This window comes from Nocardioides dubius (assembly GCF_039528155.1).
GTDB lineage: Bacteria > Actinomycetota > Actinomycetes > Propionibacteriales > Nocardioidaceae > Nocardioides > Nocardioides dubius.
Genome location: NZ_BAAALG010000007.1, coordinates 191,873 through 215,303 on the forward strand (window position 1 = coordinate 191,873; position 23,431 = coordinate 215,303).

The 23,431-nt window shown below is 71.1% G+C and carries 23 protein-coding genes; 12 read left to right on the plus strand and 11 right to left on the minus strand.

The features are described 5' to 3' along the window. Nucleotide 1: 1 nt before the first annotated feature. Entirely contained in the window at nucleotides 2-289 is a 288-nt protein-coding gene (locus tag ABD151_RS09625; RefSeq protein ID WP_343993699.1) for a MerR family transcriptional regulator, read from the minus strand. Nucleotides 290-394: 105 nt separating this feature from the next. Here ABD151_RS09625 and ABD151_RS09630 point away from each other — a divergent pair, with 105 nt between their 5' ends. Then, nucleotides 395-826, plus strand: coding sequence for an Hsp20/alpha crystallin family protein (locus tag ABD151_RS09630; RefSeq protein WP_343993701.1), 432 nt, complete (start codon nucleotides 395-397; stop codon nucleotides 824-826). A gap of 110 nt (nucleotides 827-936) precedes the next feature. Then, nucleotides 937-3,144: a glycoside hydrolase family 3 C-terminal domain-containing protein gene (locus tag ABD151_RS09635; RefSeq protein WP_343993703.1), complete on the plus strand. Its 2,208-nt coding sequence runs from the start codon at nucleotides 937-939 to the stop codon at nucleotides 3,142-3,144. A 1-nt stretch (nucleotide 3,145) separates the two neighbouring features. Here ABD151_RS09635 and ABD151_RS09640 read toward each other — a convergent pair whose 3' ends face one another. After that, on the minus strand, nucleotides 3,146-4,312 hold the full coding sequence (locus ABD151_RS09640) for a saccharopine dehydrogenase family protein (RefSeq protein WP_343993705.1): 1,167 nt from the start codon (nucleotides 4,310-4,312) through the stop codon (nucleotides 3,146-3,148). Between the two features lie 152 nt (nucleotides 4,313-4,464). On the opposite strand from ABD151_RS09640, the gene ABD151_RS09645 reads away from it, so the two are divergent. The 3 genes from ABD151_RS09645 to ABD151_RS09655 are packed head-to-tail and all read left to right on the plus strand — an operon-like array spanning nucleotide 4,465 to nucleotide 7,552. Continuing rightward, nucleotides 4,465-6,408, plus strand: coding sequence for a beta-propeller domain-containing protein (locus tag ABD151_RS09645; RefSeq protein WP_343993707.1), 1,944 nt, complete (start codon nucleotides 4,465-4,467; stop codon nucleotides 6,406-6,408). Nucleotides 6,409-6,432: 24 nt separating this feature from the next. Then, a complete protein-coding gene (locus ABD151_RS09650) occupies nucleotides 6,433-6,702 on the plus strand; it encodes a DUF2277 domain-containing protein (protein ID WP_343993709.1) in 270 nt (89 codons plus the stop codon). Between the two features lie 10 nt (nucleotides 6,703-6,712). Further along, nucleotides 6,713-7,552, plus strand: coding sequence for a Sir2 family NAD-dependent protein deacetylase (locus ABD151_RS09655; RefSeq protein WP_343993711.1), 840 nt, complete (start codon nucleotides 6,713-6,715; stop codon nucleotides 7,550-7,552). 85 nt (nucleotides 7,553-7,637) lie between these two features. On the opposite strand, the gene ABD151_RS09660 is transcribed toward ABD151_RS09655, so the two are convergent. After that, nucleotides 7,638-8,327 (minus strand): iron-dependent transcriptional repressor DtxR, encoded by a 690-nt coding sequence (locus tag ABD151_RS09660; protein ID WP_343993713.1) that lies wholly within the window; start codon nucleotides 8,325-8,327, stop codon nucleotides 7,638-7,640. 78 nt (nucleotides 8,328-8,405) lie between these two features. Here ABD151_RS09660 and ABD151_RS09665 point away from each other — a divergent pair, with 78 nt between their 5' ends. Both ABD151_RS09665 and ABD151_RS09670 read left to right on the plus strand, forming a co-directional pair. After that, nucleotides 8,406-9,140, plus strand: a complete 735-nt coding sequence (locus ABD151_RS09665; RefSeq protein WP_343993715.1) for a hypothetical protein — start codon at nucleotides 8,406-8,408, stop codon at nucleotides 9,138-9,140. Between the two features lie 381 nt (nucleotides 9,141-9,521). Then, nucleotides 9,522-10,265: a LuxR C-terminal-related transcriptional regulator gene (locus tag ABD151_RS09670; RefSeq protein WP_343993717.1), complete on the plus strand. Its 744-nt coding sequence runs from the start codon at nucleotides 9,522-9,524 to the stop codon at nucleotides 10,263-10,265. A 3-nt stretch (nucleotides 10,266-10,268) separates the two neighbouring features. On the opposite strand, the gene ABD151_RS09675 is transcribed toward ABD151_RS09670, so the two are convergent. The 8 genes from ABD151_RS09675 to ABD151_RS09710 form a co-directional block, all read right to left on the minus strand. Beyond that, nucleotides 10,269-12,563, minus strand: coding sequence for a methyl-accepting chemotaxis protein (locus ABD151_RS09675; protein ID WP_343993719.1), 2,295 nt, complete (start codon nucleotides 12,561-12,563; stop codon nucleotides 10,269-10,271). Then, nucleotides 12,560-13,021, minus strand: a complete 462-nt coding sequence (locus ABD151_RS09680) for a chemotaxis protein CheW (protein WP_343993721.1) — start codon at nucleotides 13,019-13,021, stop codon at nucleotides 12,560-12,562. The genes ABD151_RS09675 and ABD151_RS09680 overlap by 4 nt, the downstream gene beginning before the upstream one ends. After that, the gene (locus ABD151_RS09685) at nucleotides 13,018-15,333 is read right to left on the minus strand and encodes a chemotaxis protein CheA (protein ID WP_343993723.1); all 2,316 of its coding nucleotides are present in this window, start codon (nucleotides 15,331-15,333) and stop codon (nucleotides 13,018-13,020) included. The genes ABD151_RS09680 and ABD151_RS09685 overlap by 4 nt, the downstream gene beginning before the upstream one ends. 155 nt (nucleotides 15,334-15,488) lie before the next feature. Beyond that, entirely contained in the window at nucleotides 15,489-15,719 is a 231-nt protein-coding gene (gene csrA, locus ABD151_RS09690) for a carbon storage regulator CsrA (protein ID WP_343993725.1), read from the minus strand. 46 nt (nucleotides 15,720-15,765) lie between these two features. After that, entirely contained in the window at nucleotides 15,766-16,158 is a 393-nt protein-coding gene (fliW, locus tag ABD151_RS09695; RefSeq protein ID WP_343993727.1) for a flagellar assembly protein FliW, read from the minus strand. A gap of 50 nt (nucleotides 16,159-16,208) precedes the next feature. After that, nucleotides 16,209-17,099 carry a flagellar hook-associated protein FlgL gene (flgL, locus tag ABD151_RS09700; RefSeq protein ID WP_343993729.1) on the minus strand — a complete coding sequence of 297 codons (891 nt, stop codon included), beginning with the start codon at nucleotides 17,097-17,099 and terminating at the stop codon, nucleotides 16,209-16,211. Nucleotide 17,100: 1 nt separating this feature from the next. Next, nucleotides 17,101-18,492: a flagellar hook-associated protein FlgK gene (flgK, locus tag ABD151_RS09705; RefSeq protein ID WP_343993731.1), complete on the minus strand. Its 1,392-nt coding sequence runs from the start codon at nucleotides 18,490-18,492 to the stop codon at nucleotides 17,101-17,103. Then, the gene (locus ABD151_RS09710; RefSeq protein WP_343993733.1) at nucleotides 18,492-18,971 is read right to left on the minus strand and encodes a flagellar protein FlgN; all 480 of its coding nucleotides are present in this window, start codon (nucleotides 18,969-18,971) and stop codon (nucleotides 18,492-18,494) included. The genes flgK and ABD151_RS09710 overlap by 1 nt, the downstream gene beginning before the upstream one ends. A 202-nt stretch (nucleotides 18,972-19,173) precedes the next feature. Here ABD151_RS09710 and ABD151_RS09715 point away from each other — a divergent pair, with 202 nt between their 5' ends. The 5 genes from ABD151_RS09715 (at nucleotide 19,174) to ABD151_RS09735 (ending at nucleotide 23,411) form a co-directional block, all read left to right on the plus strand. Beyond that, complete coding sequence (locus ABD151_RS09715) at nucleotides 19,174-20,028, plus strand: sigma-70 family RNA polymerase sigma factor (protein ID WP_343993735.1); 855 nt, start codon at nucleotides 19,174-19,176, stop codon at nucleotides 20,026-20,028. Nucleotides 20,029-20,134: 106 nt separating this feature from the next. After that, nucleotides 20,135-21,262 (plus strand): flagellin N-terminal helical domain-containing protein, encoded by a 1,128-nt coding sequence (locus tag ABD151_RS09720; protein ID WP_343993737.1) that lies wholly within the window; start codon nucleotides 20,135-20,137, stop codon nucleotides 21,260-21,262. 91 nt (nucleotides 21,263-21,353) lie between these two features. Beyond that, entirely contained in the window at nucleotides 21,354-22,676 is a 1,323-nt protein-coding gene (gene fliD / locus ABD151_RS09725) for a flagellar filament capping protein FliD (RefSeq protein ID WP_343993739.1), read from the plus strand. Nucleotides 22,677-22,695: 19 nt separating this feature from the next. Next, on the plus strand, nucleotides 22,696-23,082 hold the full coding sequence (gene fliS, locus ABD151_RS09730) for a flagellar export chaperone FliS (protein ID WP_343993741.1): 387 nt from the start codon (nucleotides 22,696-22,698) through the stop codon (nucleotides 23,080-23,082). Beyond that, nucleotides 23,079-23,411, plus strand: a complete 333-nt coding sequence (locus ABD151_RS09735) for a hypothetical protein (RefSeq protein ID WP_343993743.1) — start codon at nucleotides 23,079-23,081, stop codon at nucleotides 23,409-23,411. Before fliS ends, ABD151_RS09735 begins: the two co-directional genes overlap by 4 nt. The last annotated feature ends 20 nt before the right edge of the window (nucleotides 23,412-23,431 follow it).

The following is a 23,431-nucleotide window of genomic DNA, read 5'->3' on the forward strand; positions in this document are numbered from 1 at the left end:
GTCACTCCCGCAGAGCGTGGCGCAGGCTCGCGTTGTCCGACCGCAGCCGGGACACCTCACTCTCCAACTCCAGCACCAAGGCGATCCCGGTCAGGTTCAGGCCTGCGGCCAGGAGTTGGCGGATCCGGTGCAGTCGCTCGATGTCGTCGGGGCTGTAGCGCCGCGTGCCACCTGCGGTCCGGTCAGGCTCGACCAGGCCGCGCCTCTCATAGACCCGCAGATTCTGGATCTCCATCTGCGTCATCTCGGCAGCCACCGAGATGGCGTAGACGCCAACACTGGCCTTCATGGTCTCCCCTTTGCCTCGCAAGTCCAGGGTACTTGAAATCTTGGGAACAGATCATCTATAACTGCTGTTACAGGTTTTAAACCCCGAATCCCCCAAGGAGGAACCATGTTGCTGCGCACTGCTGACCCCTTCCGCGACTTCGACCGGCTCACCTCCCAGCTGCTGGGCGGAACCACCAACCGGCCCGCCGTGATGCCTCTCGACGCCTGGCGCCAAGGCGACCGCTTCGTTCTCGAGTTCGACCTGCCCGGAGTGAACCCGGAGAACATCGAGCTCGACGTCGAACGGAACGTCCTGACGGTCAAGGCGGAGCGCGTCGCGCGCAACGGCGACTGGCAGCACCTGGCCGCCGAGCGCACCCACGGTCAGTTCACCCGCCAGCTCGTCCTCGGCGACAACCTGGACCTCGAGGCGATCGAGGCCAGCTACGACAACGGCGTGCTGCGCCTGGTCGTGCCGGTCGCCGAGAAGGCGAAGCCCCGCAAGATCCAGATCAACTCGGCACCCACCGAGCAGCCGGAGGCGATCGAAGCCTGACCCGCCGGCCGCTACCGAAGGCCCCCACCTCTGCGGATGTGGGGGCCTTCGCGCGCTTCGGGATCTAGGGTCGAGACGTCTGCCCAGCGCTCTTCGCTCTTGGAGGTCCCATGCCCACCCCTCACGAGATCGTCGCCCGCCTCACCTTGGAGGAGAAGGCCTCGCTGCTCTCCGGCCAGGACTTCTGGCACACCCAGGCCATCGAGGGCGTCGCGGAGTCCGTGATGCTCACCGACGGTCCCCACGGGCTGCGCAAGCAGGGCGGTTCCGGCGACCACCTCGGCATCGGCGACTCGCGCCCGGCCACCTGCTTCCCGCCGGCCGTCGCACTGGCCTCCTCCTTCGACGTCGACCTGGTGCACGAGGTCGGCGTCCGGATCGCCGCCGAGGCGCGCGCCGAGCAGGTGGCGGTGGTGCTCGGCCCGGGCATCAACATCAAGCGCTCCCCGTTGTGCGGGCGCAACTTCGAGTACTTCTCCGAGGACCCGTGGCTCTCCGGCGCGCTCGGCCGTGCCTGGGTGGAGGGCATCCAGTCCGGCGGGGTCGGCGCCTCGCTCAAGCACTTCGCGGTCAACAACCAGGAGCATGACCGGCTCCGGGTCAGCGCCGACGTCGACGAGCGGCCGCTGCGGGAGATCTACCTGCGCGCCTTCGAGCACGTGGTCACCCACGCCGACCCGTGGACGGTGATGTGCTCCTACAACCGGATCAACGGCCTGCACGCCAGCGAGAACCCGTGGCTGTTGCGCACCGTGCTCCGTGAGGAGTGGGGCTACACCGGACTGGTGGTCTCCGATTGGGGCGCGGTCAAGGACCGGGTCGCCGCGCTGCGCGCGGGGCTCGATCTGGAGATGCCCGGCAACGGCGGCGTCACCGACGCCGAGCTGGTCGCCGCGGTCACCGACGGACGCCTCGACGAGGCGGCGGTGGACCGCGCCGCCGAGCGGGTGCTGGCGCTGATCCAGCGGGCCGCCACGGCCGGCGCGCCCCGCGACCCGGCCACCGTCCACGCCGAGAACCACGCCGCCGCGCGCGAGATCGCCGCCCGCTGCGTGGTGCTGCTGCGCAACGAGCCGGTGGGCGACGCACCACTGCTGCCGCTGGAGCCCGGCAGCCGGGTCGCCGTGATCGGCGAGTTCGCCCGCACCCCGCGCTACCAGGGCGCCGGCAGCTCACGGATCAACCCGACCCGGCTCGAGGATGCGCTCAGCGAGCTCAGCGCCCTGCACGACGACGTCACCTTCGCCGGCGACGACCTCACCGAGGCGGTCGCGCTGGCCCACGCGTCCGACGTCGCGGTGGTCTTCCTCGGGCTGCCGCCCGAGGCGGAGTCCGAGGGGTTCGACCGCACGGACCTGAACCTGCCGCCGGATCAGCTCGCCATGCTCGAGGCGGTGCTCGCGGTCCAGCCGCGCACGGTGGTCGTGCTCTCGGGAGGGGGCGTCGTCACCGTGCCGTTCGCGCAGCGGGTGCCGGCCCTGGTCCAGGGCTACCTGCTCGGCCAGGCCGGCGGCGGTGCGCTCGCCGACGTGCTGACCGGGCGGGTCAACCCATCGGGGCGACTCGCGGAGACGATGCCGCTGCGTCTCGCGGACTCCCCCGCCTACCTCGACTTCCCCGGCGAGCGCGGCCACGTCCGCTACGGCGAGGGCGTCTTCGTCGGCTACCGCTGGTACGACGCCCGCGACCTCGACGTCGCCTTCCCGTTCGGCCACGGGCTCTCCTACACGACCTTCGCCCACGACGACCTGCTGGTGAGCGGCGACCCCAGCGGCTTCACGGTGCGGGTCCTGGTCACCAACACCGGCGACCGGGCCGGGCGCGACATCGTCCAGGTCTACGTCGGCAAGCCGAGCTCACAACTGGCGCGCGCGCCGCGCGAGCTGGTCGGGGTCGCCGTCGTCGACCTGGAGCCCGGCGAGTCCAGCATCGCCGAGGTGCGGGTGCCCACCGGGCAGCTCGCCGCCTGGTTCACCGGCCGCGGCTGGGCCGTCGAGGACGGCGAGTACCACGTCGCGGTCGGCACCTCGAGCCGCGCGCTCACCGGGCACACGCACATCTCGATCGCCGGCGACGACCTCACCGAGCCGCTGCACCTGGAGTCGACCATCGCCGAGGTGATCGCCGACCCGATCGCCGGCCCGCTGGTCGCCGCCGGGCTGGCCGAGCAGGGAGCCGACTCCGCCGACGACGTCGAGGGCGTCGGTCAGATGATGATGAGCTTCCCGATCGGCCGGGTGGTGCGGATGTCCGGCGGCGCCGTCAGCACCGACGACATCCAGGCCCTGCTGGACGCGGCCAACGCCGAGCGCGGCTGAGTCAGAGCACCTCGAACCTCATCCCAGCACCCTGGAGACGGCTGAGCAGATTGGCGCCCATCGCTGTGGCGGTGGTGACCTGACCCGAGGTCGGCGGGTTGACGTCGAAGACCAGGCACAGCGCGGACTCGGCGAGCATCTTGGCGGTCTCGGTGTAGCCGGGGTCGCCGCCCGAGACCCGGGTGTGCACGGTCTTGCCGCCGGCCTCGGTGAGGAAGTCGACGGTGAACCAGGACTTCTTGCGCCGCTCCAGCGAGGGCCCCTCGCCCTGCTTGATCCGGCCCTTGAGCGCGTTGCGCACCGGCGGCACCTGGGCACCGATCACCACGCCGCCCATCGCGGCGGCACCGCCGACGGCGTAGCGCAGCGTCTTGGTGCCGGCGAAGTGCGAGTAGGTGAACCGCGGGCCGTACTCGGCCATCGCGGCACCGCTGCGCTGCACCACCTGCGGGTCGATCGTGGGCAGCGGCAGCAGCCAGTAGCCGAGCCGCTTGTCGCGTCCCGGCTTGCCCGCGACCGCGCGGCTGCTGCGCCCCTCGGGCTTCGGCTCGCGCCGGCGGCGCTCGGCGAACGCCTCCTTCATCTGCTTGGCCCGCGCCATCACGCCCATCGCGGAGTGGAAGGTGCCACCCGAGAAGGTGGCGTTGGAGCGGACCACGCCACGCACCGAGACCGGCACCGTGGTGTCCACCTGCTGCAGGGCATGGAAGACGCCGATGTCGTGCGGCACCGAGTCGAACCCGCAGGCGTGCACCAGCCGGGCTCCGGAGGCCACCGCGGTCTCGTGGTGCGCGAGCCACATCCGGTCCACGAACTCCGGCTCACCGGTCAGGTCCACGTAGTCGGTGCCGGCGGCGGCGCAGGCCGCGACCAGCGGCTCGCCGAACTCCAGGTACGGCCCGACCGTGGTGATCACCAGCCGGGTGCGCTCGGCCACCGCCCGCAGTGCGTCGCCGTCGGCGGCGTCGACGACGATCAGCTCCATCGTCTCCAGCCGCGGGTCGATCCCGGCCAGCCGGTCACGGACCTTCTCCAGCTTCGCCTGGGAGCGCCCGGCGAGCGCCCAGCGCAGCCGTGCCGGGGCATGCCGGGCCAGATAGTCGGCGGTCAGTCCGCCGGTGAAGCCGGTGGCGCCGAACAGGACGATGTCGAGGGATCGCTCAGCCATGCGCCCCACTCTGCCGCACCGGCCCTGAGCCGGGGGCGCATCGGCGAAACCCGGCTCGGCCACCTCGGCCCGAGCCGCGCCTTCCTGCCCCGATCCGGATCGGCGCGAGCCGGTCCGGGAACCGATCCGGCGCGGACGCCGTCCGAACGCACATGAGCCGTTCACGACTGGCACCGCTCGGGGTCGCCACCCTCGCCGTCACCCTGTTCGTCGCTGCCTTCCCGATCGGCCATGCGCTGCTCGACGACGCCGCCCCCGGTCCCGACCGCGATCCGGTCCAGGCCGCGGCGGCACCCGGCGGGGGCACCGCGGCGGCAGCCGGCGCCGGCCGGCTCACCACCGCCACCTCCTGCGCCGACCTGATGGACACCCTGATCGCCCAGACCAAGGACCTGGTCGGCGCGTGGGGGTGGGAGTACCCCCGGCACGGCCTCGCCTACGACGGCGCCTTCGTCGCCGAGCGGACGGCGGCCGGGGACCTCTCCGCGGCGAAGGGCGCGAACACGGCGGTCGATGAGCAGTCGTCGAGCCAGACCGGCACCAACGTCCAGGAGAACGGGATCGACGAGCCCGACATCGCCAAGACCGACGGCGAGATCGTGGTGCGCGCGGACCGCCGCCGGATCAGCATCTTCGCCGTCAGCGACACCAAGGCGGCCGCACTGAAGCGGATCGCCACCGTCGAGCTGCCGCGCAGCATGCAGCACGAGACCGAGCTCCTGCTGGTCGGCGACCGCCTGCTGGCGCTCGGCAACGCGTGGACCCGCGCCGGCAACCACACCAGCGTGCTCAGCATCGACGTCAGCGATCCGGCCCAGCCCCGGATCGTGGAGCGCCGCCGCCTGGACGGCGAGCTTCTCTCCGCTCGGGTCACCGGCGACGACGTCCGCCTGGTCACCGCCACCGGCCTGCCGGATCTCGACTTCGTGTACCCGCGCCGCAAGGGCCTGACCCGCAAGGAGGCCAAGGCACGCAACCGCGAGCTGCTGGCGACCAGCACCATCGAGCAGTGGCTGCCGCAGCTGCGGATCGGCAACGAGCGCCAGAACCTGATCGACTGCGGTCAGGTGGAGGTGCCGGAGACGATCGAGGGCCTGGGCTTCCTGAACGTCGTGGGCTTCGCGGCCACCGATCCCGCCGGCTACCACGCCACCAGCGTGCTCACCGACAGCCGCATCGTCTACACCAGCACCGACCGGCTCTACCTGGCGACCGGAGGCAGCAGGTGGTGCTGCGTGATGGAGGACTGGGCGATGCCCCGGTTCTCGGGCCGCACCACGGGCGACGACACCACCGAGCTGCACGCCTTCGCCCTGGACGGGATCCGCGCCGACTACCTGGCCAGCGGCGAGGTCGAGGGATCGATCGCCGACCGGTGGGCGATGGACTCGGCCGACGGCGTGCTGCGGGTCGCCGTCTCCACCACCATCGAGCGCGGCAAGGGCAAGGCGCGGCGGCAGCTCAGCTCGCACTCCGTGGTCACGCTTGGCGAGCGCGGCGGCGAGCTGGTCGAGCTCGGATCCGTGGACGGCATGGGGATCAACGAGTCGATCCAGTCGGTGCGCTGGTTCGACGACCTCGCCATCGTGGTCACCTTCCGCCAGGTCGACCCGCTCTATGCGATCGACCTGGGCGACCCCGCGAGCCCGGTGCTGCTCGGTGAGCTGAAGATCCCCGGCTTCTCCTCCTACCTGCACCCGATCGGCGAGGAGCGGCTGCTCGGCCTCGGCACGGACGCCACCCTGCGCGGGCGGACCCGCGGCGCCCAGGCGGCGGTCTTCGACATCGCCGAGCCCACCGACCCGCGCCGGGTCGCCGCCCGGGCCTTCCGGGACAGCTCGTTCACCGCCGAGTGGGAGCCGCGCCAGGTGACCTGGCTGCCCGAGCAGCGCACCGCGCTGGCCGTGCTGGAGCGGTGGCGCGGTCGCTCCACCGTCTCGGTCGTGGCGCTCGAGGTCGGTGCGGACGGCGCCCTGTCGAGCACCGAGATCCCGCTCGGCTCGTGGGAGGACGGCTACCGGGCCCGGACCCTGCCGCTGCCCGACGGCAGGGTGGTGCTGTCCACCCAGCGCAGCACCAGGTACCTGGAGTGGTGAGGCGGCCGGGCGTAGGTTGGCTCCATGTGCCGCAACATTCGTCCGCTGAACAACTTCGAGCCGCCGGCCACCCGCTCCGAGGTCACCGCCGCGGCGCTGCAGTACGTGCGCAAGGTCAGCGGCGCCACCAAGCCGTCGCAGGCCAACCAGGAGGCGTTCGACGCCGCGGTGGCCGAGATCGCGGCGATCACCCAGCACCTGCTCGACCACCTGGTCACCGCAGCGCCGCCGAAGAACCGCGAGGTGGAGGCGGAGAAGGCCCGCGCCCGGGCCGCCGTCCGCTACGCGCGGTGAGAGTGCCGCGATGACCCTCACCCGCCCGTCGCCGGGCACCCGCGCCAGCCAGGCCGAGGCGTTGGCACTGCTCGGCGAGCGGCCACTGGTGGCGTTGACCGGGGCCGGTCTCTCCACCGACTCCGGGATCCCCGACTACCGGGGCCCCGGCGCTCCGGAGCGGATGCCGATGACCTACCAGGAGTTCGTCTCCGGGCCGCAGGCGCAACAGCGCTACTGGGCGCGCAGCCACGTCGGCTGGGGCCGGATGCATCGGGCCTCGCCCAACGCCGGTCACCGGGCGCTGGCCGCGCTGGAGGCCCGTGGCCGGGTGCGGCTGCTGATCACCCAGAACGTCGACGGCCTGCACGAGGCGGCCGGCTCCGCGGCGCTCGCGCTGCACGGCCGGGTCGCCGAGGTGATCTGCCTGGGGTGCCACGCGACGACGTCACGCCGTGCCTTCGCCGCTGACCTGGACCTGCTCAACCCCGGCTACGTCGAGGCGCACCAGGCGGTCGCCAGCCGGCCCGACGGCGACGTCGACCTGGAGGAGACCGCCGGGTTCGTGGTGCCGCGCTGCGGCTGTGGCGGCGTCTTCAAGCCGCACGTCGTCTTCTTCGGCGAGAACGTGCCCAAGGAGCGCGTGCAGCGGGCCTACGACGCCGTCGAGGAGCTGGCCGAGTGCGACGGCGCGCTGCTGGTGGCGGGCTCCTCGTTGACCGTGATGTCCGGGCTCCGCTTCGTGAAGCGGGCCGCCAAGCTGCACGTGCCGGTGGTGATCGTGAACCGCGGCGCCACCCGCGGCGACGAGTGGGCCACCCTGCTCGTCGACGCCGGCTGCAGCGAGTTCCTCACCGCGCTCGCCACCTAGCCGAAGGCGCAGAAATATCCGCCCAGGGCGCAGAAATGGCAGCAGGGGCGAGCCGATCGGCCCGCCCCTGCTGTACAGCGACTCGTCAGCTGCGACGCACGAAGATGTGGTCCGCGGCCTCCGGGGTGATCTCGGCGGTCTCGCCGCCCGAGCCGACCAGGACGCCGTCCGCTGTGGCGGCCACCAGGACCACCTTGTCCGGGACCGCGCCGACGCGCCGCAGCGCGCTCATCAGGTGCTCGTCCTTCTGCATCTCCTCGGAGATGCGGCGCACCAGCACCCGCTGCTCGGTCGGCAGCGTGGCGACCTCGGAGAGCGGCTCGACGCCCTCCATGAAGTCCTCACCCGGGGTGCTCTGACCGAGCTCGGAGAGCCCGGGGATCGGGTTGCCGTAGGGCGACTCGGTGGGGTTGCCCAGCAGCTCGATCAGCCGGCGCTCGACGCCCTCGGAGATCACGTGCTCCCAGCGGCAGGCCTCGGCATGCACGAGCTCCCACTCCAGACCGATCACGTCGGTCAGCAGGCGCTCGGCCAGGCGGTGCTTGCGCATCACCCGGGTGGCCAGGCGCTGGCCCTCCTCGGTGAGCTCCAGGTGACGGTCGCCCTCGACCGTCAGCAGGCCGTCGCGCTCCATCCGGGCCACGGTCTGGGAGACCGTCGGGCCACTCTGGTGCAGACGCTCGGCGATGCGAGCCCGCAACGGCACAATTCCCTCCTCCACCAGCTCGTAGATGGTGCGGAGGTACATCTCGGTAGTGTCGATCAGATCGCTCACGCAGCCATTCTTACCCCACAACACCTACCGGAGTCTCCTTGGTGGAGATCTGGGATGGACTCCTCCAGGATGGAAGGCATGGACCCGCTGCTGATCTCGGCCCGCTTCTGCGGCCCCAACTCCTCGGGAAACGGTGGTTGGAGCGCAGGAGCGCTGGCCTCCCACGTCCCCGAACGCGGCCTCGGCACCGCGAGCGAAGTCACACTCCACCGGCCCCCGCCGCTCGAGCACGCACTGCGCGTGTGCACCTTCGACGACGTCGCCACGCTGCTCGACGGCGATGACGTGGTGGCCACCGCACGCGCCGTCGTGGACTGCCCCACGCCGGTGCCCGGCGTCGCCGCCGAGATCGCTCGCGCCGCCGAGAGCCGCTACCCGGGGCTGGTCGATCACCCCTTTCCGCACTGCTTCGCCTGCGGTCCGCAGCGCGCCGAGGGCGACGGCCTGCGGCTCTTCCCCGGCACGGTCGACGACGTCGACGCTCGGCCCCGGGTGGCCTGCACCTGGACCCCGGACCCGTCCCTGGCCGGGTCCGATCCCGAGCTGGTCGACGCCCCGGTGGCCTGGGCGGCCCTGGACTGTCCCGGTGCCTGGAGCGTCGACCTGGCCGGACGCACGATCGTGCTCGGGCGGATCACCGCCGTCCTGGACGCGCTGCCGCGGATCGGCGAGGAGCACGTCGTCGTGGGCGCGCAGCTCGGCCGCGACGGCCGCAAGTGGCACACCGCGAGCACCCTCTACGACGCCGATCGACGCGTCGTCGGCCGGGCCGAGCACGTCTGGTTCGAGATCGATCCGGCCGCCTTCTCCTGACCCGCCCCGCCCGCGAGCCCTCGGATTTAAATGCCTTGTCCGGCCGCAGGCGCGGGCGTAGCGTGAAGGAACACGGGAAAGGAGGTGGTCCAGAGAATGAATGCTTTGAGGACTCGTGAGGTGGCTGCTCGCTAGCAGCTCCGCTGTCCGGCAGATGCCGCAGCGTGGAAGCTGCAGCAATCCCAGGGCAGTCACCCGGCCCGCAGGCGCTCCGGTCCAAGTCCGCCGGAGACGTCGACGAAGGTCCCGCCCCGCGGGGCGCTGTGAAACCTCGTCGCACACCGCCTGCGGGTCGTCCCCATTTCTGACCGATCGGCCTTTGTTTGCAGGGGATTCGCACCTCCGCCTGCGCACTGCTCCCGCTGCTGCGAGAATGCAAGCATGAAGAAGGCCATCACCGTCTTTCTGCTCGACGACCACGAGATCGTGCGGCGCGGACTGCGTGCACTGCTCGAGTCCGACGGCGACATCACGGTGGTCGGCGAGGCCAACAGGGTCGAGGGCACGGCCGCCAAGATCCTGGCGCTCGAGCCGGACGTCGCCGTCCTGGATGCGCGGCTTCCGGACGGCTCCGGCGTCGACGTGTGCCGCGACGTGCGCTCGGCCAACGCCGAGATCAAGGCCTTGATCCTCACCAGCTACGACGACGACGAGGCGATGTACGCCTCGATCCTGGCCGGTGCCTCCGGCTACGTGCTGAAGCAGATCGAGGGCACCTCGCTGCTCTCCGGCACCCGGCTCGTCGCCAGCGGCCACTCGCTGATCGACCCGGGCGCGGCACTGCGCCTGGTGCAGCGCTCCACCGACGAGGACGACGACGAGTTCTCGCACCTCACCCCGCAGGAGCGGCGGGTGCTGACCGCGATCGCGGAGGGCAAGACCAACCGGCAGATCGGCGTCCAGCTGCACCTGGCGGAGAAGACCGTCAAGAACCACGTCACCAACATCCTGGCCAAGCTCGGCGTCGAGCGGCGCACCCAGGCAGCGCTGCTGGTCTCGGAGAAGAAGGCCGCCGAGGCGGCAGGTGCCTCGGGTGCCTCCGGAGCGACCGGCGCCACGGGTGCGGCCGACGGCGCCTCCGGGCCGGCCGGGACGACGGGCGCCCCGGCCAGCTCCGCAGGCTGAGCCTCAGACCTGGAACTGGCCGACCAGGCCCTTGAGCTCGCTGGCCATCGCGGCCAGGTCGGTCGCCGACTGCAGGGTGTTCTGCGCGCCCTGACGGGTGTCGTCGGCAGCGGTGGCCACCTGGGTCACGTCAGCGGCGATCCCGTTGGCGCCGGTGGCGGCCTCGGTCACGCTGCGCGCGATCTCGTTGGTGGTCGCGGTCTGCTCCTCGACGGCGGAGGCGATCGAGGTCTGGATGTCGTTGATCCGTCCGATCACCTCGGCGATCTCGCTGATCGCGGCGACCGCGCCCTGGGTGCCGCTCTGGATCGCCTCGATCCGCTGGCCGATGTCCTCGGTGGCCTTCGCGGTCTCCTTGGCGAGCTCCTTGACCTCGTTGGCGACCACCGCGAAGCCCTTGCCGGCGTCGCCGGCGCGGGCCGCCTCGATGGTGGCGTTGAGCGCGAGCAGGTTGGTCTGCTGAGCGATCGAGGTGATCACCTTGATCACCTGGCCGATCTCGGCCGAGGACTCGCCCAGGCTGGCGACGGTCTCCTGGGCGGAGCTGGCCACCCCGACCGCACCGGTCGCCACGGTCGCCGCATCCGTGGCGTTCTTGGCGATCTCGCGGATGCTCGCGGTCATCTCCTCCGCAGCGCTGGCCACGGTCTGGATGCTCGCCGAGACCTGGACCGAGGCGCTCGAGGCGCTGGCGGCGCGGTCCGAGGTGAGGGTGGCGCCCTCGCCCATGCCCTGCGACAGGATGGTCAGCTGCTCGGAGGAGACGGCGAGCGTGTCCGCGGTGCGGCCGATCTCGCCGAGGCTGCCGCGCAGGGTGCCCAGCAGGGCGGTGAGGCCCTGCGCCAGCTGGCCGATCGCGTCCTCGCCGGTGACCTCGATCTCGCGGGTGAGGTCGCCCTGGGCGGCGGAGCGCACCACGTCGAGGACCAGGTCGACCTTGTGCGCGAGCTCGGCGGCCGCGACCCGGGCGGCGGTGTCGCGCTCGATCCGCTCCAGTGCCTGGGAGACCAGGCGCCCGACGTTGCGCAACGCCTCCAGCCGCTCAGCCGACGGGCTCAGCGTCTCGGTGGCGAAGAAGTCCATGGTGCCGACCACCTCGCCGCCGACCAGCAGCGGGAAGCAGACGCCCGAGCGGACGCCGACGCGCTGCGCGACGGGGGCCCGCACGCAGTCGGTCATCTCGCCGATGTCGGCGGTGAAGAAGAGGTCGCGCAGCGCCCAGGCGCGGCCCGACAGGCCCACGCCCTCGGCGAAGGAGGCGGCCAGGGTCACCTCCCGGAACTCCGGCCCGGCGTCACCGGACTCGACCGCGAACTTGAGCAGGTGGTCGCTCGGGTCGACCTTCCACACCGAGCCGTAGGCCCAGCCGAACTCGGAGCGCACCGTGTCCAGCGCGACCCGCACCGCGACCTCGGGGGTGTCCGCGTTCGCCAGACCGGCCAGCACCTTGTTGACCGCCGCGGTGTCGGCGGCGCTCTCCTCCTGCTCACGCTCGAGGCGCAACTGGTCGGTGATCACGTCCCAGGTGGCCATCGCGCCGATGTAGGTGCCGGCGTCGTCGCGGATCGCGGAGACCAGCAGGTCCAGCGTCTCGGGACCGACGGCGATGTTGGCGCGCCGCGGCAGGTTGCCGGGGTCGGCCATCAGCCCGCGCTGGTAGGACGGCGTCTTGTGGAAGATGTCGAGGCTGGAGCCGACCACGTCGGCGGCCTTGACCGGCAGGTGCTCCTCGAGGCGGGTCAGCGTCGTCAGCGACGCGGGGTTCATGTAGGTGATGGTGAGGTCGCGGTCGGCGAACATCATGTTCGTCGGCGAGTTCTCCATCATCGAGGTGATCCGGGCGACCCGGCGCTCGAGCTCGAGCTGGTCGGTGACGTTCTCCCAGGTCGCCATCGCGCCCACGTAGGCGCCGTCGGCGTCATGCAGCGCGACCACGTTCAGGTCGAGGGTCTGCGGACCGACCTCGATCAGCGCACGACGCGGGAGCCCGGCGCCGCCGTCATCCATCAGCCGGTGCTGGTGGCCGGGGTCGCGGTGGAAGAGGTCGAGGCTGGCGCCGACCACGTTCTCCGGCGAGACCGGGATCCAGTCGGCGAGCACTCGCAGACCCTCGAGCGCAGCCCGGTTGACGTAGGTGATCCGGTAGTCGCGGTCAGCCAGCATCACCCGGGTGCTGAGACTGTCGAGAACGCCCGGGAGCCGGGACAGGTCGACACTCTCGGGGGACGGCGACGCCGCAGGCTGCGGGTCGCGGGCGTGGGTGCCGTTGGGGCTGGGGGCGATCTCGATGTCGGTCATGACTTTCCTCCGGTGGGGTGGGCGGCAGTGACCTCAACTGCCTGATCGGGGTCGAGGACGAGGAGAATCGCCTCGGGTAGGGGGATCACGCCGTGCAGCACGGACTGGACGGCCTCGGGCAGGTTGGACGGCGTGGGATGCAGCTCCCGCTCGCCGGTGTCGATGACGTCGCCGATCTCGTCGACCAGCAGGCTCACCGCCTCTCCCCCACCCCGCACGATCACGTTCATCGGCTCGGGCCGCTCATCGTCGTCGTCGAGCTCGAGCCGGCGACGCAGGTCGAGCGCGGTGACGATCTGGCCGCGCAGGTTGATCAGTCCGCGGATCGCGTCCGAGGCCAACGGGACCGGCGTCATGCCCTGAGCGCGCAGCACCTCCTGGACGTCGCCGACCGCGACGCCGAAGTAGAGGCCACGCACCCAGAAGGTGCAGTACTGGCTGCGCGCGCGGGCGCTCATCGCGCCGCTCCGATCACGGCGTCCAGATCGACCAGGTCGGTGACCCGGTCCTGCAGGACCAGCGAGCCGAGCACCCCCGGACGGCGCCCGACCTCACTGCGTTGACTGGTCGCCTCGACGATGTCGAGCACCCGGTCGATGACGATGCCGACCCGCTCGCCGCCGCGATCGTGCACGACGACGGAGACCAGCGGCTCCTCGGACCGGGTCTCGGCCAGCCCGATCGCCGGCGCGAGCCGGACCAACGGCAGGATGCCGTCGCGGTACTGGACGACCTCGTCCCTGCCGGAGTGCTCGATCTGGCTCAGCGCGAACTCCTCCAGCCTCGAGATCGCGGCAAGCGGCAGCGCCGCGCGGCGGCCGGAGCCGACCTCCAGCACCAACAGGGCGGTGCCGTCCTCGGTGACGGCCTCGGCGGCATCCTCGGCGACCGGGGTCGCGCCGAGCCCGTGGGTCTGCGCGATACCGCCGACGTCGAGGATCAGGGCGACGCTGCCGTCGCCCATGATCGTGGCGCCGGCGTAGACCGCCAACGGCTTGAGCTGGCGGCCGATCGGCTTGACCACGATCTCCTGGGTGTCGTGGACGTCGCCCACGCACAGCCCGAAGCGGACGTCGTCGGCCTGGACCACGACCACGGTGAGCGCGGTCTGTTGCTCCGGATCGTGGGCAGGACCCAGCCGGAGCACCCCGCCGAGGTCGACCAGCGGCAGCAGGTGTCCGCGCAGGCGGAGCACCGGCGCACCGGCCAGCTCGTGCACCTGGCCGGCCAGGTCGTCGACGCGGACCAGCTCGACCAGGTTGGCCTGCGGGAGTGCATAGCGCTGCCCGCCCTGCTCCACGATCAGCGCCGGGATGATGGCCAGGGTCAGCGGGATCCGGACCCGGCAGGTGGTGCCGTGGCCGGGCTGGCTGGTGATGTCGACGGTGCCGCCGATCCGCTCGATGTTGGTCCGCACGACGTCCATGCCGACACCGCGCCCCGAGACGTTGGTGACCGTCTCGGCGGTGGAGAAGCCCGGCCGGAAGAGCAGCCCGGTCAGCTCCTTGGCGTCCATCCGGCTCGCCTCCTCGGAGGTGATCACGCCCCGGCGGACGGCAGTCTCGGCGATCTTGGCGTGGTCGAGTCCGCGCCCGTCGTCCGCGATCTCGACGACGACCTGGCCGCTCTCGTGGCGGGCCCGCAGGGAGAGCGTCCCGGTGGCGCTCTTGCCCGCCGCGAGACGCTGCTGCGGCGGCTCGATGCCGTGGTCGAGCGCGTTGCGGACCAGGTGCGTGAGGGGACCCTTGAGCGCTTCGAGCAGGGAGCGGTCCAGCTCGGTGTCGTGGCCCTCGGTGAGCAGCGTGACCTCGCGCCCGAGCTGGTTGGCGAGGTCGCGCACGATCCGCGGCATCTTGGCCCAGACCTGGCCGATCGGCTGCATCCGGGTCTGCATCACGCTCTCCTGCAGCTCGCTGGCCACCAGGTCGAGGCGCTGGGCCGCGCGGGTGAGCTCGATGTCGTCGCCGGAGTCGCTGCGCTGCAGGATCTGGTTGCGGGTGAGCACCAGCTCCCCGACCAGCTGCACCAGGTTGTCGAGCAGGTCCACGTCCACCCGCACGGTGGCGTCCACGACCCCGCGCTTCCCCGTCTCCTCCTCCCCCGAGGGCGCAGCAATGGCCCCCGAGGGCGCAGCAATGGTCGCCGAAGGCGCAGTAGTAGCCGCCGAGGGCGCAGAAGCCGCAGGTGCGATCAAAGCTTCAGGCTCGGCAGGTGGCAGTACGAGAACGGTGGGTGGCAGAGGGCTCGCCGCAGCATGCGGGGGATCCGACGGCGAGTCGCTCTCGGCCGCCATTGGTGCGCCCTCGGCAACTACTCGTGCGCCCTCAGGGGACATTGGTGCGCTTTCGGGGGTGAGGGCGGCGCGGAGCTCGGCGACCACCGAGGCGACGTCCACGGTGCCGGTTCCCGAAGGCGTGCCCGAAGCGGTGCCGGGGTCGGCGTCGCTGGCGGTCTCCTCGATCAGCGCGAGCAGGGCGCGGGTGGTGTCCACCATCCGCAGCAGCACGCCGGTGAGGTCACCGGTCAGGAGCAGGTCGCCATCACGCAGCCGGGCCAGCAGGTTCTCCCCGACGTGGGCCAGCTCCTCGAGCCGGCCGAACGCCAGGAACCCGCTGGTTCCCTTGATCGTATGGATCGCGCGGAAGATGCTCGACAGCAGCTCGCGCGATGTCGGGTCCTGCTCGAGCGCGACCAGGTCGCGGTCCAGTTGGTCGAGGTTCTCATGGCTCTCCACGAGAAACTCGGCGATGATCTCGGTGTCTTCGTCCACCGGCGCCTCCTCCCGTCAACACCAGGAGAATCGGCCTCGGCGAAAGTCACCTGAGAACAATTCGGACGTGACGTGATCGGGCGTTAACCCGGCCCGTCACGCCAGGGCGACGCAAGCAGCCCGTGGACCCACCAATCGGCCCGAAGCGGCCCTGATCAGGGCTTGCGGAGGGCGGCAGCCAGCGAGGCCACCGCGTTCGCGCTGGGCGAGGCGGCGGCACGGTTGCTGTCGCTGACCTGGGCGATCAGCTCCGAGCGCTGCACGCTGACCGAGCGGGGCGCAGCGATGCCCACGCGGACGACGTCCCCGCGGATCTCGAGGATGGTCACCTCGATGTCGTCCCCGACCAGGACGCTCTCGCCCGCCTTGCGGCTCAACACCAGCATGGACACACGCTATCTGTTGGAACAGCCCGCGTGCCGATCGGCCGGGTCATCGCACCAACGGGGCAGCCAGAGGATGCCGCCGGTCGTCGAGCACGATCTGCGCGGCGCGCAGCGAGGTCGTGTTGACCACGACCGGAGCAAGCAGGTTCGCGGTGGTGCTCTCCAGGCTTTCGCCGGGGTTGAGCAGCACCAGCACCAAGGCGTCCTCGGCACGGGTCAGCTCGAGGGCCTGCGCGTCGTCGTCGCTGATCTCGGGAGCGTAGTCGGCGAAGAAGAGGCCGGCGCTCACCACCAGGAAGCGCAGGTCCGGGTTCGCGAGCGAGCGCAGCTCACAGAGCGTGCCGTCGTCGTCGAGCCGGACCAGGGTGAAGCTCAGATCGTCGCTGAAGCCCGGCATCGGCCGCACCAGCTCGATCACCGGAATCTCTGGAATCTCCATCTCCGCCCCTCTCACCGCCCCCGGCTCCACGTCCGCCGCCAGCGTGGCGATCATCGCAGATAGTCCAGCAGGGAGTTCGACAGGACGCGGGCAGAGGTGGCCAGGGCCGACTGGTAGGCGACCTCTTGCAGCTTCACGTCGATGGCGGCCTTGATCAGGTCCGCGTCCTCCAGGTCGGAGAGCCGCGAGGTGAGGCTCAGGTCCGAGCTGGTCGCATCGGTCAACACCTGCTCCACTCGCTTGGCCCGGATGCCGACGCCGGCCTGGGTGGTGATGATCGCGTCCTGGCGGGTGTTCAGCTCGGTGATGCTGGTCTGGATGCCCGCCGTGTCGCCGGCGCGCAGCGAGTTCGACAGCGACTCCAGCTCGTCGAAGAGCGAGGCGCCGTCGACGCCGAAGACATCCGGGCCGTTCACGTTCACCGCGATGCTGACGCCGTTGCCGATCGTCCGGTTCACCGCGCCGGCCTGCCCCACCCACGCGCCGCTGGCGTCGTAGGCGCTGGCACCGGCGGTGATCCCGCCGAAGACCGGGCGGCCGAGGTACTGGGAGTTCGCGGTCGCGATCAGCGACTCGCGCAGCTGGTCCACCTCGACCGCGAGCGCCTCACGGGCCGAGGCACTGGACATGCCCTCGTTGGCGCCCTGCAAGGCGAGGTCGCGGGCCCGGCGCACCTGGCTGGTGATCGAGGAGAGCGCACCGTCGAGCTGGTTGAGCCAGCCCATGCCGTCCTCGGCGTTGCGGGTGTGCTGGGCCAGCGCAGCCTGCTCCCCACGCACCCGCATCGCCGCGATCGTGTCGCCGGGCGAGTCCGAGGGCCGGTTGAGCCGGCGTCCGGTGGAGAGCTGCTCCTGGCTCTGCGCGAGCCGCGATGCGTTGGTCTCGATGGCGCTCAGCGACTGCCGCACCATCATGTTCTGGGTGACGCGTCCGATGGCCATCTCAGCGCACCAGTCCGGTCCGGTTGATCAGCGTGTCGAGCACGGAGTCCAAGGTGGTGATCACCCGCGACGCCGCCTCGTAGGAGCGCTGGGCCGCCATCAGGTTGACCATCTCCTCGTCGATGCTGACGCCGGAGAGCGACTCACGGGTGTTGTCGATCTGCGCGGTGAGCACCGCCTGGTTGCCCGCCAGCCGCTTCGCGGAGGCGACCTCGGTGCCGAAGACGGCGACCAGACGCTGGTAGCTGGTCTCCACGGTCGAGGTGGTCGCCAGGAGATCGGCGTTGCCGCCGTCCAGGCCACCACCGGCGATCGAGGAGGCCGCCACCAGCGAGCCGTCGGTGATCGCGACGGCCAGCGAGCCGACGGGGTCGGCGGGGTTGAAGGAGAACAGCGCGCCACCGGGGTTGCCGGCCAGGTCGAAGCCGCCCTGGTGCCGGGTGTTGATCTCGTTGGCCAGCGTGGTGATCACGTCGTTGAGCCCGGCGCGATAGTTCGGGATCACCCGGTCCACCGCATCGGCCTGCGAGCCGATCGAGCCGGCGACGCCGGCCAGCGGCGTGACGCCGGCGGAGGTGGTGATCTGGAAGGTGACCGGGTTGCCGTCGCCGGTGCCGTCGGGGTTGACCCCGGTGACCATGTCGAGGGTGCCCGCGTCGCGACCGGTGACCAGGTTGACGCCGCCCACGGCGAAGTCGAAGCCACCGTCGGGCCGGATCGTCGCGGTGCCACCGGTCAGCTCGGAGAGGCTCATCGCGAGCCGGTCGCGCTGGTCGAGCAGGGTTCCCGCCTCGACGCCAGCCAGCTTGGCGGCGGCGATGCTGCGGTTGGTGGCCGCCAGGTCCGCGGCCAACGTGTTCACCTCGCCGACGTCGACCAGCAGCCGCTGGCGGACGGCGGACTCCTCGGAGCTGAGGTGGCTGCCCTGCTGGCGGACGGTGTCGACCAGGGTGTTGGCGCTGGCCAGCACCTGCTCGCGGGCGGCCGCGTTGCCCGGGTTGTTCGAGAGGTTCTGCCAGGAGGCACGGAAGTCGGCCAGCGCGGCGTTGATGCCCTTGTCGCCGGGCTCGCCGAGCCCGGCCTCGATCCGGTTCATGATCTCCAGGCTGGCGTTGAGCGCCGACTGCGTGCCGTGCTCCTTGCGGGCGCGCACGTCGAGCAGCTGGTCCACCATCCGGTTGACGCCGCCGACCTGGACGCCGTCGCCGATGCCGGTGCCGCGCGACCAGAGGCCAGGATTGGCATCCGATGCCACGGACTCGCCGACCACGCGGCGTCGCACGTAGCCCTCGGTGCCCACGTTGGAGACGTTGTTGCTCGCGACGTCGATGGCGACCTGGCTGTAGCGCAGGCCGCTCATCGCGATCCCGAACGATCCGAAGGTCCCTGCCATCACAAGCTCCTGTCCACGAAGACGGGACCACGGGTCCCGGTGACCGCCTGGCCGTCCGGCGTGTAGCCGCCGGCGCCCTCAGCCTCCAGCGCGAGCATCGCCTCGCGCGCGGATCGATAGCCGGCGGTGATCAGCTCTCGGTTGGTGCCCGCCAATGCGTTCACCTCGGTCGTCAGGGTCACGAAGGCCTGGCGATGCTCGAGCAGGATGGTCGCCCACGGCTCGGGGGCTGCCTCCGCCAGCGCCAGCAGGCTCGCGGACGGCGCCAGTCCGGCGTCCTGCGCGGCCTCGTCGGACGCGGTGGCCCGCAGCACCTCGGTCTCCCGGATCTGCTGGACCACCTCTTCGACCTCGGCCGAGGCCCGGGCCAGCCAGCGCGTGCGCGCCGAGGCAAGGACGAGCTGCTCGGTCTCCAGCTTGAAGAGCAGGGTCTCCAGCAGCTCGCGCTCGCGCCACAAGATCAGCGAGAGCTTCTCCATGGTGCTTCCTCCCCGTCGGCCGTCGGAACCTTGACTCCCCCAGGTTCGGCCGACGGATGGCCCACCTGAGGTTTTCCGACCAGATGGTCCAACTAAAAGGGGTTGACTAGTCCGGGACGTTGGTCCCCTCTTCTCGATCAATCGGCCAGACACGCAGGTTTCGCCTTCCCTGGCGAGCCTTCGACGGTCCAAGGTTCACGCCATGACCGATCACCCGGGCACCCTCTCGGAAGCGACGGATGAGCTGATCACCGTCAACATCCCACTCGTTGGACACATCGTCCGCGAGACCATGGGACGCGTCCCCTCGCACGTCGACCGCGACGACCTGACCTCCGCCGGCCTGGCCGCACTGGTCCAGGCCGCGCGCTCCTTCGACGCCGAGCGCGGCGTTCCGTTCGGGCGCTACGCCGCCACCCGGATCCGCGGTGCCATCCTCGATGAGCTGCGCGCGGTCGACTGGGCCTCGCGCTCGGTGCGCCGCCGCGCCCGCCAGCTCGACGAGACCCGCAACCGCCTGGCGGCGTCCCTGGGCCGGATCCCCTCGGCCGCCGAGGTCGCCTCCGCCCTGGGCATCTCTCTGGAGGAGGTCATCGGCAACGACGACGACCTGGCCCGAGCCCAGGTGCTGTCGCTCGACGTCGCCGTCGAGGGTGCCCTGCACGAGCCGGCCACCGACCCCACCGCCGGACCGGCCGCCCAGCTCGAGCACGCCGAGCGGCTCAGCTATCTGCGTGCCGCGATCAGCGAGCTGCCCGAGCGGCTGCGCACGGTGGTCGAGGAGTACTTCATCCACGAGCGGCCGATGGCCCAGATCGCCGCCCAGCTCGACGTCTCGGAGTCGCGGATCTCCCAGCTCCGCGCGCAGGCGCTGGTCCTGCTGCGCGATGCGCTGAACACGCACCTCGACCCCGACCTGGTGCCGGCTCACCGTCGCCCGGGTGGCTGTGCCGACCGGCGCCGCGAGACGTACTTCGCCGCCGTCGCCAGCCGCCAGGCCACGCTCTCGACCCCGCCGCGGCCGCGCGGCGCCGCGCCGATCGACGCCACCGCCTGAAAATCTTCACGGTTTTGCCTCAGGTCGTCTCGGCACCCGCCGATCCGACTGACACGAAGCCCAGGGACGGGTTTCAGTCCTCAGACTCACATCCAGGAGGGACATCATGAGTCTTCGCATCAACCAGAACATCGACGCCTTCAACTCGTACCGCAACCTGTCGGTCACGCAGGGCCAGATGAGCAAGTCGCTGGAGAAGCTGTCCAGCGGCTTCCGCATCAACCGTGCCGCTGACGACGCCGCTGGTCTCGCGATCTCTGAGGGCCTGCGCTCCCAGGTCGGCGGCCTCAAGATCGCTGCCCGCAACGCACAGGACGGCATCTCGGTCGTGCAGACCGCAGAAGGCGCCCTGACCGAGGTCCACTCGATCCTCCAGCGCATGCGTGACCTGGCCGTCCAGGCTTCCAACGACAGCAACAACGGCAACGCGCGGGCGAACATCACCGCCGAGGCCAACCAGCTGCAGTCGGAGCTCTCGCGGATCGCCGAGTCGACCAACTTCAACGGCACCAAGCTGCTCGACGGCTCCGCCGGCACCCTGTCGTTCCAGGTCGGCGCCGACGGCAACGCGGACAGCCGCATCGACGTCAACATGTCGACCGCGAACGTGGACGCCGTGGCCACCGCCCTGACCGCCGGTGGCGGCAACTCCTACGCGGTTGCCACCCCGACCCTGGTCGCCGGCAACTGGGCGTTCTCCACCACCGGCTCCGCGACCGCCAGCGTCACCGTGGACATGGGTGCCGCCGGCTCCATCACCACCGTGCAGCAGGCTGCCGACAAGCTGAACTCGGACGCTGCCTTCTCGGCCAACTTCCAGGCCACGGTCAACGACAGCAACGAGCTTGTCGTGAACGCGACCAACGGTGGCACCCTGGCCGTGACCGCTCCGGGCACCGGCGCCGCTGCCGGCGCTGCCGTGGCCGGTGGCATCTCGTTCGCCAGCCACACCTCGGCTCAGGCCGCGATCGGCTCGATCGACGCGCAGATCCAGACGATCTCGACCGCTCGCGCCAACCTGGGTGCTCTGCAGAACCGCTTCGAGCACACCATCAACAACCTCAACGTGGCCGTCGAGAACCTGTCGGCCTCCGAGAGCCGGATCCGCGACACCGACATGGCCCAGGAGATGATGAGCTTCACGCGCGCTCAGATCCTGTCGCAGGCCGGTACCGCGATGCTCGCGCAGGCGAACTCCGCCCCGCAGGGCGTGCTGCAGCTGCTCCGCGGCTGATCCACCCCGTCCGGAGGGCGGCTCCGGTCTACCGGAGCCGCCCTTCGTGCGTTCATCACCCTTCTCGCCGAGGACCGAAACGGAGTAGCAAGTGCCGAGCTCGAGCATCAGTGGCCTTTCCAGCGGACTGGAGACCGCCACGATCATCAACCAGCTGATGCAGCTGGAGGCCGCGAGCCAGACCAAGCTGAAGACCCAGCTCAGCAGCGCCAAGACCGCGCTGAGCAGTCTGCAGACCCTGAACAGCCAGGTGGCCGGCCTCGCGACCAAGGCGAAGGCCCTGGCCGACGGCACCGACTGGAACGCGCTCAAGGCGACGAGCTCCCACACCGGTCTCACGGTGGCCCTCGGCAAGGGCGGCGTGGCCGGCTCCTGGCAGGTCCAGGTCGACGCCGTCGCCACCCATCACCGGCTGAACTTCGCCGACTCCGCGGCGATGAACGACGTCGTGGTCACCGGCGGCACCACGCTCTCGCTGACCCGGGGCGGCCAGACCACCACCATCGAGACCGGCGACGGAACCCTGCGCGGCGTCGTCGACGCCCTCAACGCGAGCGGCACCGGCCTGCGCGCCTCCACCCTCAAGCTGGACGACGGCACCTTCGCGCTGCTCGTCTCGTCGGCCGACACCGGTCAGGCGAACCAGTTCACGCTCACCCAGGGCGACGGCTCCGCCCTGCTCGGCAGTGCCGCGGTCACCACGGCCCAGGACGCCGCGATCACCATCGAGGGCCGCACGATCCACTCGGCCTCCAACACCTTCACCGACGTGCTCCCCGGCCTGACGATGACCGTCTCGGCCGCTGTCGCGGGCAGCTCGGTGGAGGTCTCCTCGACCAACGACGCCACCTCCACCAAGGCCTCGGTGAAGGCACTGGTCGACGCCCTCAACAACGTGATCGGGCAGACCCAGTCGTTGACCACCTACAGCAGCAGCTCCACCGGAGCCGGCCTGCTCGCCGGCGACCCGACGGTGCGCGGCGTCGGCTCTTCGCTGCAGGAGGCCGTCTACCCCACCGACCTGACCAGCCTGGCGAAGTTCGGCATCCAGACCGACCGCTACGGCAAGGTGACCTTCGACGAGGAGGTCTTCGCCAAGGAGCTCGCCGCCGACCCGGCCGCGGTCGCCGCCGCGATCACCGGCCCGGGCGGCTTCGCGTCGCGGGTGCAGAAGGTCGCGGAGACCGCCAGCGACTCGGTCAAGGGCACGCTGACCGCATCGGTCAACGGTCGCAACAGCTCGATCACCCGCCTCACCGACAGCATCGAGGCCTGGGACCAGCGCCTCGAGCTCCGGCGCACCTCGCTCGAGCGCCAGTACACCGCCTTGGAGACCGCGCTCGGCAAGATGCAGAGCCAGTCCAACTGGCTGGCCAGCCAGCTCAGCTCGCTCAGCTCCTCGTCGTCGAGCTGAGTGCCGAAGGGAACCCACCATGTTCAATGACGCCCGCAACACCTACCTCTCCTCCTCGATCGGCACCGCCAGCCCCGGACGGCTGTTGGTGATGCTGTGCGACCGGATGGTGCTCGACATCGAGCGCGCCCTCGGTCTCCAGGAGGGTGCGGAGTTCACCGACGCCCACCACCACCTGGTGCACGCGCAGGACGTGGTCAGCGAGCTGAGCTCCAGCCTGCGCGTCGACCTGTGGGAGGGCGCAGCGGCGCTGCAGGCGCTCTACTCCCACCTGCACACGCAGCTGGTGCAGGCGAACATCCACCGCGACGTCGAGGCGACCCGGCACTGCCTGGCGCTGGCCCGCGACCTGGCCACCACCTGGCGCCAGGCCGCGACGGCGACCGGTCAGGCCGTCGCCGGATGAGCGCCGACGCGAGCGCACAGCTCGACCCGGTCGTCGAGTGGCTGGCCGTGCTCGAGCAGTTCGAGCGTGACCTCGCCGCGGTCGAGGCCGTGCTGGACGGCGGCAGCGATGCGCTGCCCGACGACGTCGAACGGGCCTGGTCGGTGCCCCAGGTCAGCGGTCCGGTCCCGACCGAGCTGCGCGAGCGCGCCGAGCTGGTCGCCGAGCGTCAGCTCGCGGCGCAGACCGCGATCGTGCAGCGGATGCGCAGCGCACGCAGCCAGCAGGCCGTGGTGAAGCTCCTCGACGGCGGCCCGAAGCGCCCCGTCTACCTCGACATCCAGGCCTAGCTCGGCCCTCGGCCCGCGGC

What these genes read in the sequence shown, in the direction of transcription:
- ABD151_RS09680 (WP_343993721.1), bottom strand. Translation starts at nt 13,021, where the DNA reads ATGAGCGCCCGCGCGCGCAGCCAGTACTGCACCTTCTGGGTGCGTGGC.
- ABD151_RS09635 (WP_343993703.1), top strand. Translation starts at nt 937, where the DNA reads ATGCCCACCCCTCACGAGATCGTCGCCCGCCTCACCTTGGAGGAGAAG.
- ABD151_RS09625 (WP_343993699.1), bottom strand. Translation starts at nt 289, where the DNA reads ATGAAGGCCAGTGTTGGCGTCTACGCCATCTCGGTGGCTGCCGAGATG.
- ABD151_RS09675 (WP_343993719.1), bottom strand. Translation starts at nt 12,563, where the DNA reads ATGACCGACATCGAGATCGCCCCCAGCCCCAACGGCACCCACGCCCGC.
- ABD151_RS09640 (WP_343993705.1), bottom strand. Translation starts at nt 4,312, where the DNA reads ATGGCTGAGCGATCCCTCGACATCGTCCTGTTCGGCGCCACCGGCTTC.
- ABD151_RS09735 (WP_343993743.1), top strand. Translation starts at nt 23,079, where the DNA reads ATGAGCGCCGACGCGAGCGCACAGCTCGACCCGGTCGTCGAGTGGCTG.
- ABD151_RS09665 (WP_343993715.1), top strand. Translation starts at nt 8,406, where the DNA reads ATGGACCCGCTGCTGATCTCGGCCCGCTTCTGCGGCCCCAACTCCTCG.
- csrA (WP_343993725.1), bottom strand. Translation starts at nt 15,719, where the DNA reads ATGCTGGTGTTGAGCCGCAAGGCGGGCGAGAGCGTCCTGGTCGGGGAC.
- flgL (WP_343993729.1), bottom strand. Translation starts at nt 17,099, where the DNA reads ATGGCCATCGGACGCGTCACCCAGAACATGATGGTGCGGCAGTCGCTG.
- flgK (WP_343993731.1), bottom strand. Translation starts at nt 18,492, where the DNA reads ATGGCAGGGACCTTCGGATCGTTCGGGATCGCGATGAGCGGCCTGCGC.
- fliW (WP_343993727.1), bottom strand. Translation starts at nt 16,158, where the DNA reads ATGGAGATTCCAGAGATTCCGGTGATCGAGCTGGTGCGGCCGATGCCG.
- ABD151_RS09645 (WP_343993707.1), top strand. Translation starts at nt 4,465, where the DNA reads ATGAGCCGTTCACGACTGGCACCGCTCGGGGTCGCCACCCTCGCCGTC.
- ABD151_RS09710 (WP_343993733.1), bottom strand. Translation starts at nt 18,971, where the DNA reads ATGGAGAAGCTCTCGCTGATCTTGTGGCGCGAGCGCGAGCTGCTGGAG.
- ABD151_RS09720 (WP_343993737.1), top strand. Translation starts at nt 20,135, where the DNA reads ATGAGTCTTCGCATCAACCAGAACATCGACGCCTTCAACTCGTACCGC.
- ABD151_RS09650 (WP_343993709.1), top strand. Translation starts at nt 6,433, where the DNA reads ATGTGCCGCAACATTCGTCCGCTGAACAACTTCGAGCCGCCGGCCACC.
- ABD151_RS09715 (WP_343993735.1), top strand. Translation starts at nt 19,174, where the DNA reads ATGACCGATCACCCGGGCACCCTCTCGGAAGCGACGGATGAGCTGATC.
- ABD151_RS09670 (WP_343993717.1), top strand. Translation starts at nt 9,522, where the DNA reads ATGAAGAAGGCCATCACCGTCTTTCTGCTCGACGACCACGAGATCGTG.
- ABD151_RS09655 (WP_343993711.1), top strand. Translation starts at nt 6,713, where the DNA reads ATGACCCTCACCCGCCCGTCGCCGGGCACCCGCGCCAGCCAGGCCGAG.
- ABD151_RS09630 (WP_343993701.1), top strand. Translation starts at nt 395, where the DNA reads ATGTTGCTGCGCACTGCTGACCCCTTCCGCGACTTCGACCGGCTCACC.
- fliS (WP_343993741.1), top strand. Translation starts at nt 22,696, where the DNA reads ATGTTCAATGACGCCCGCAACACCTACCTCTCCTCCTCGATCGGCACC.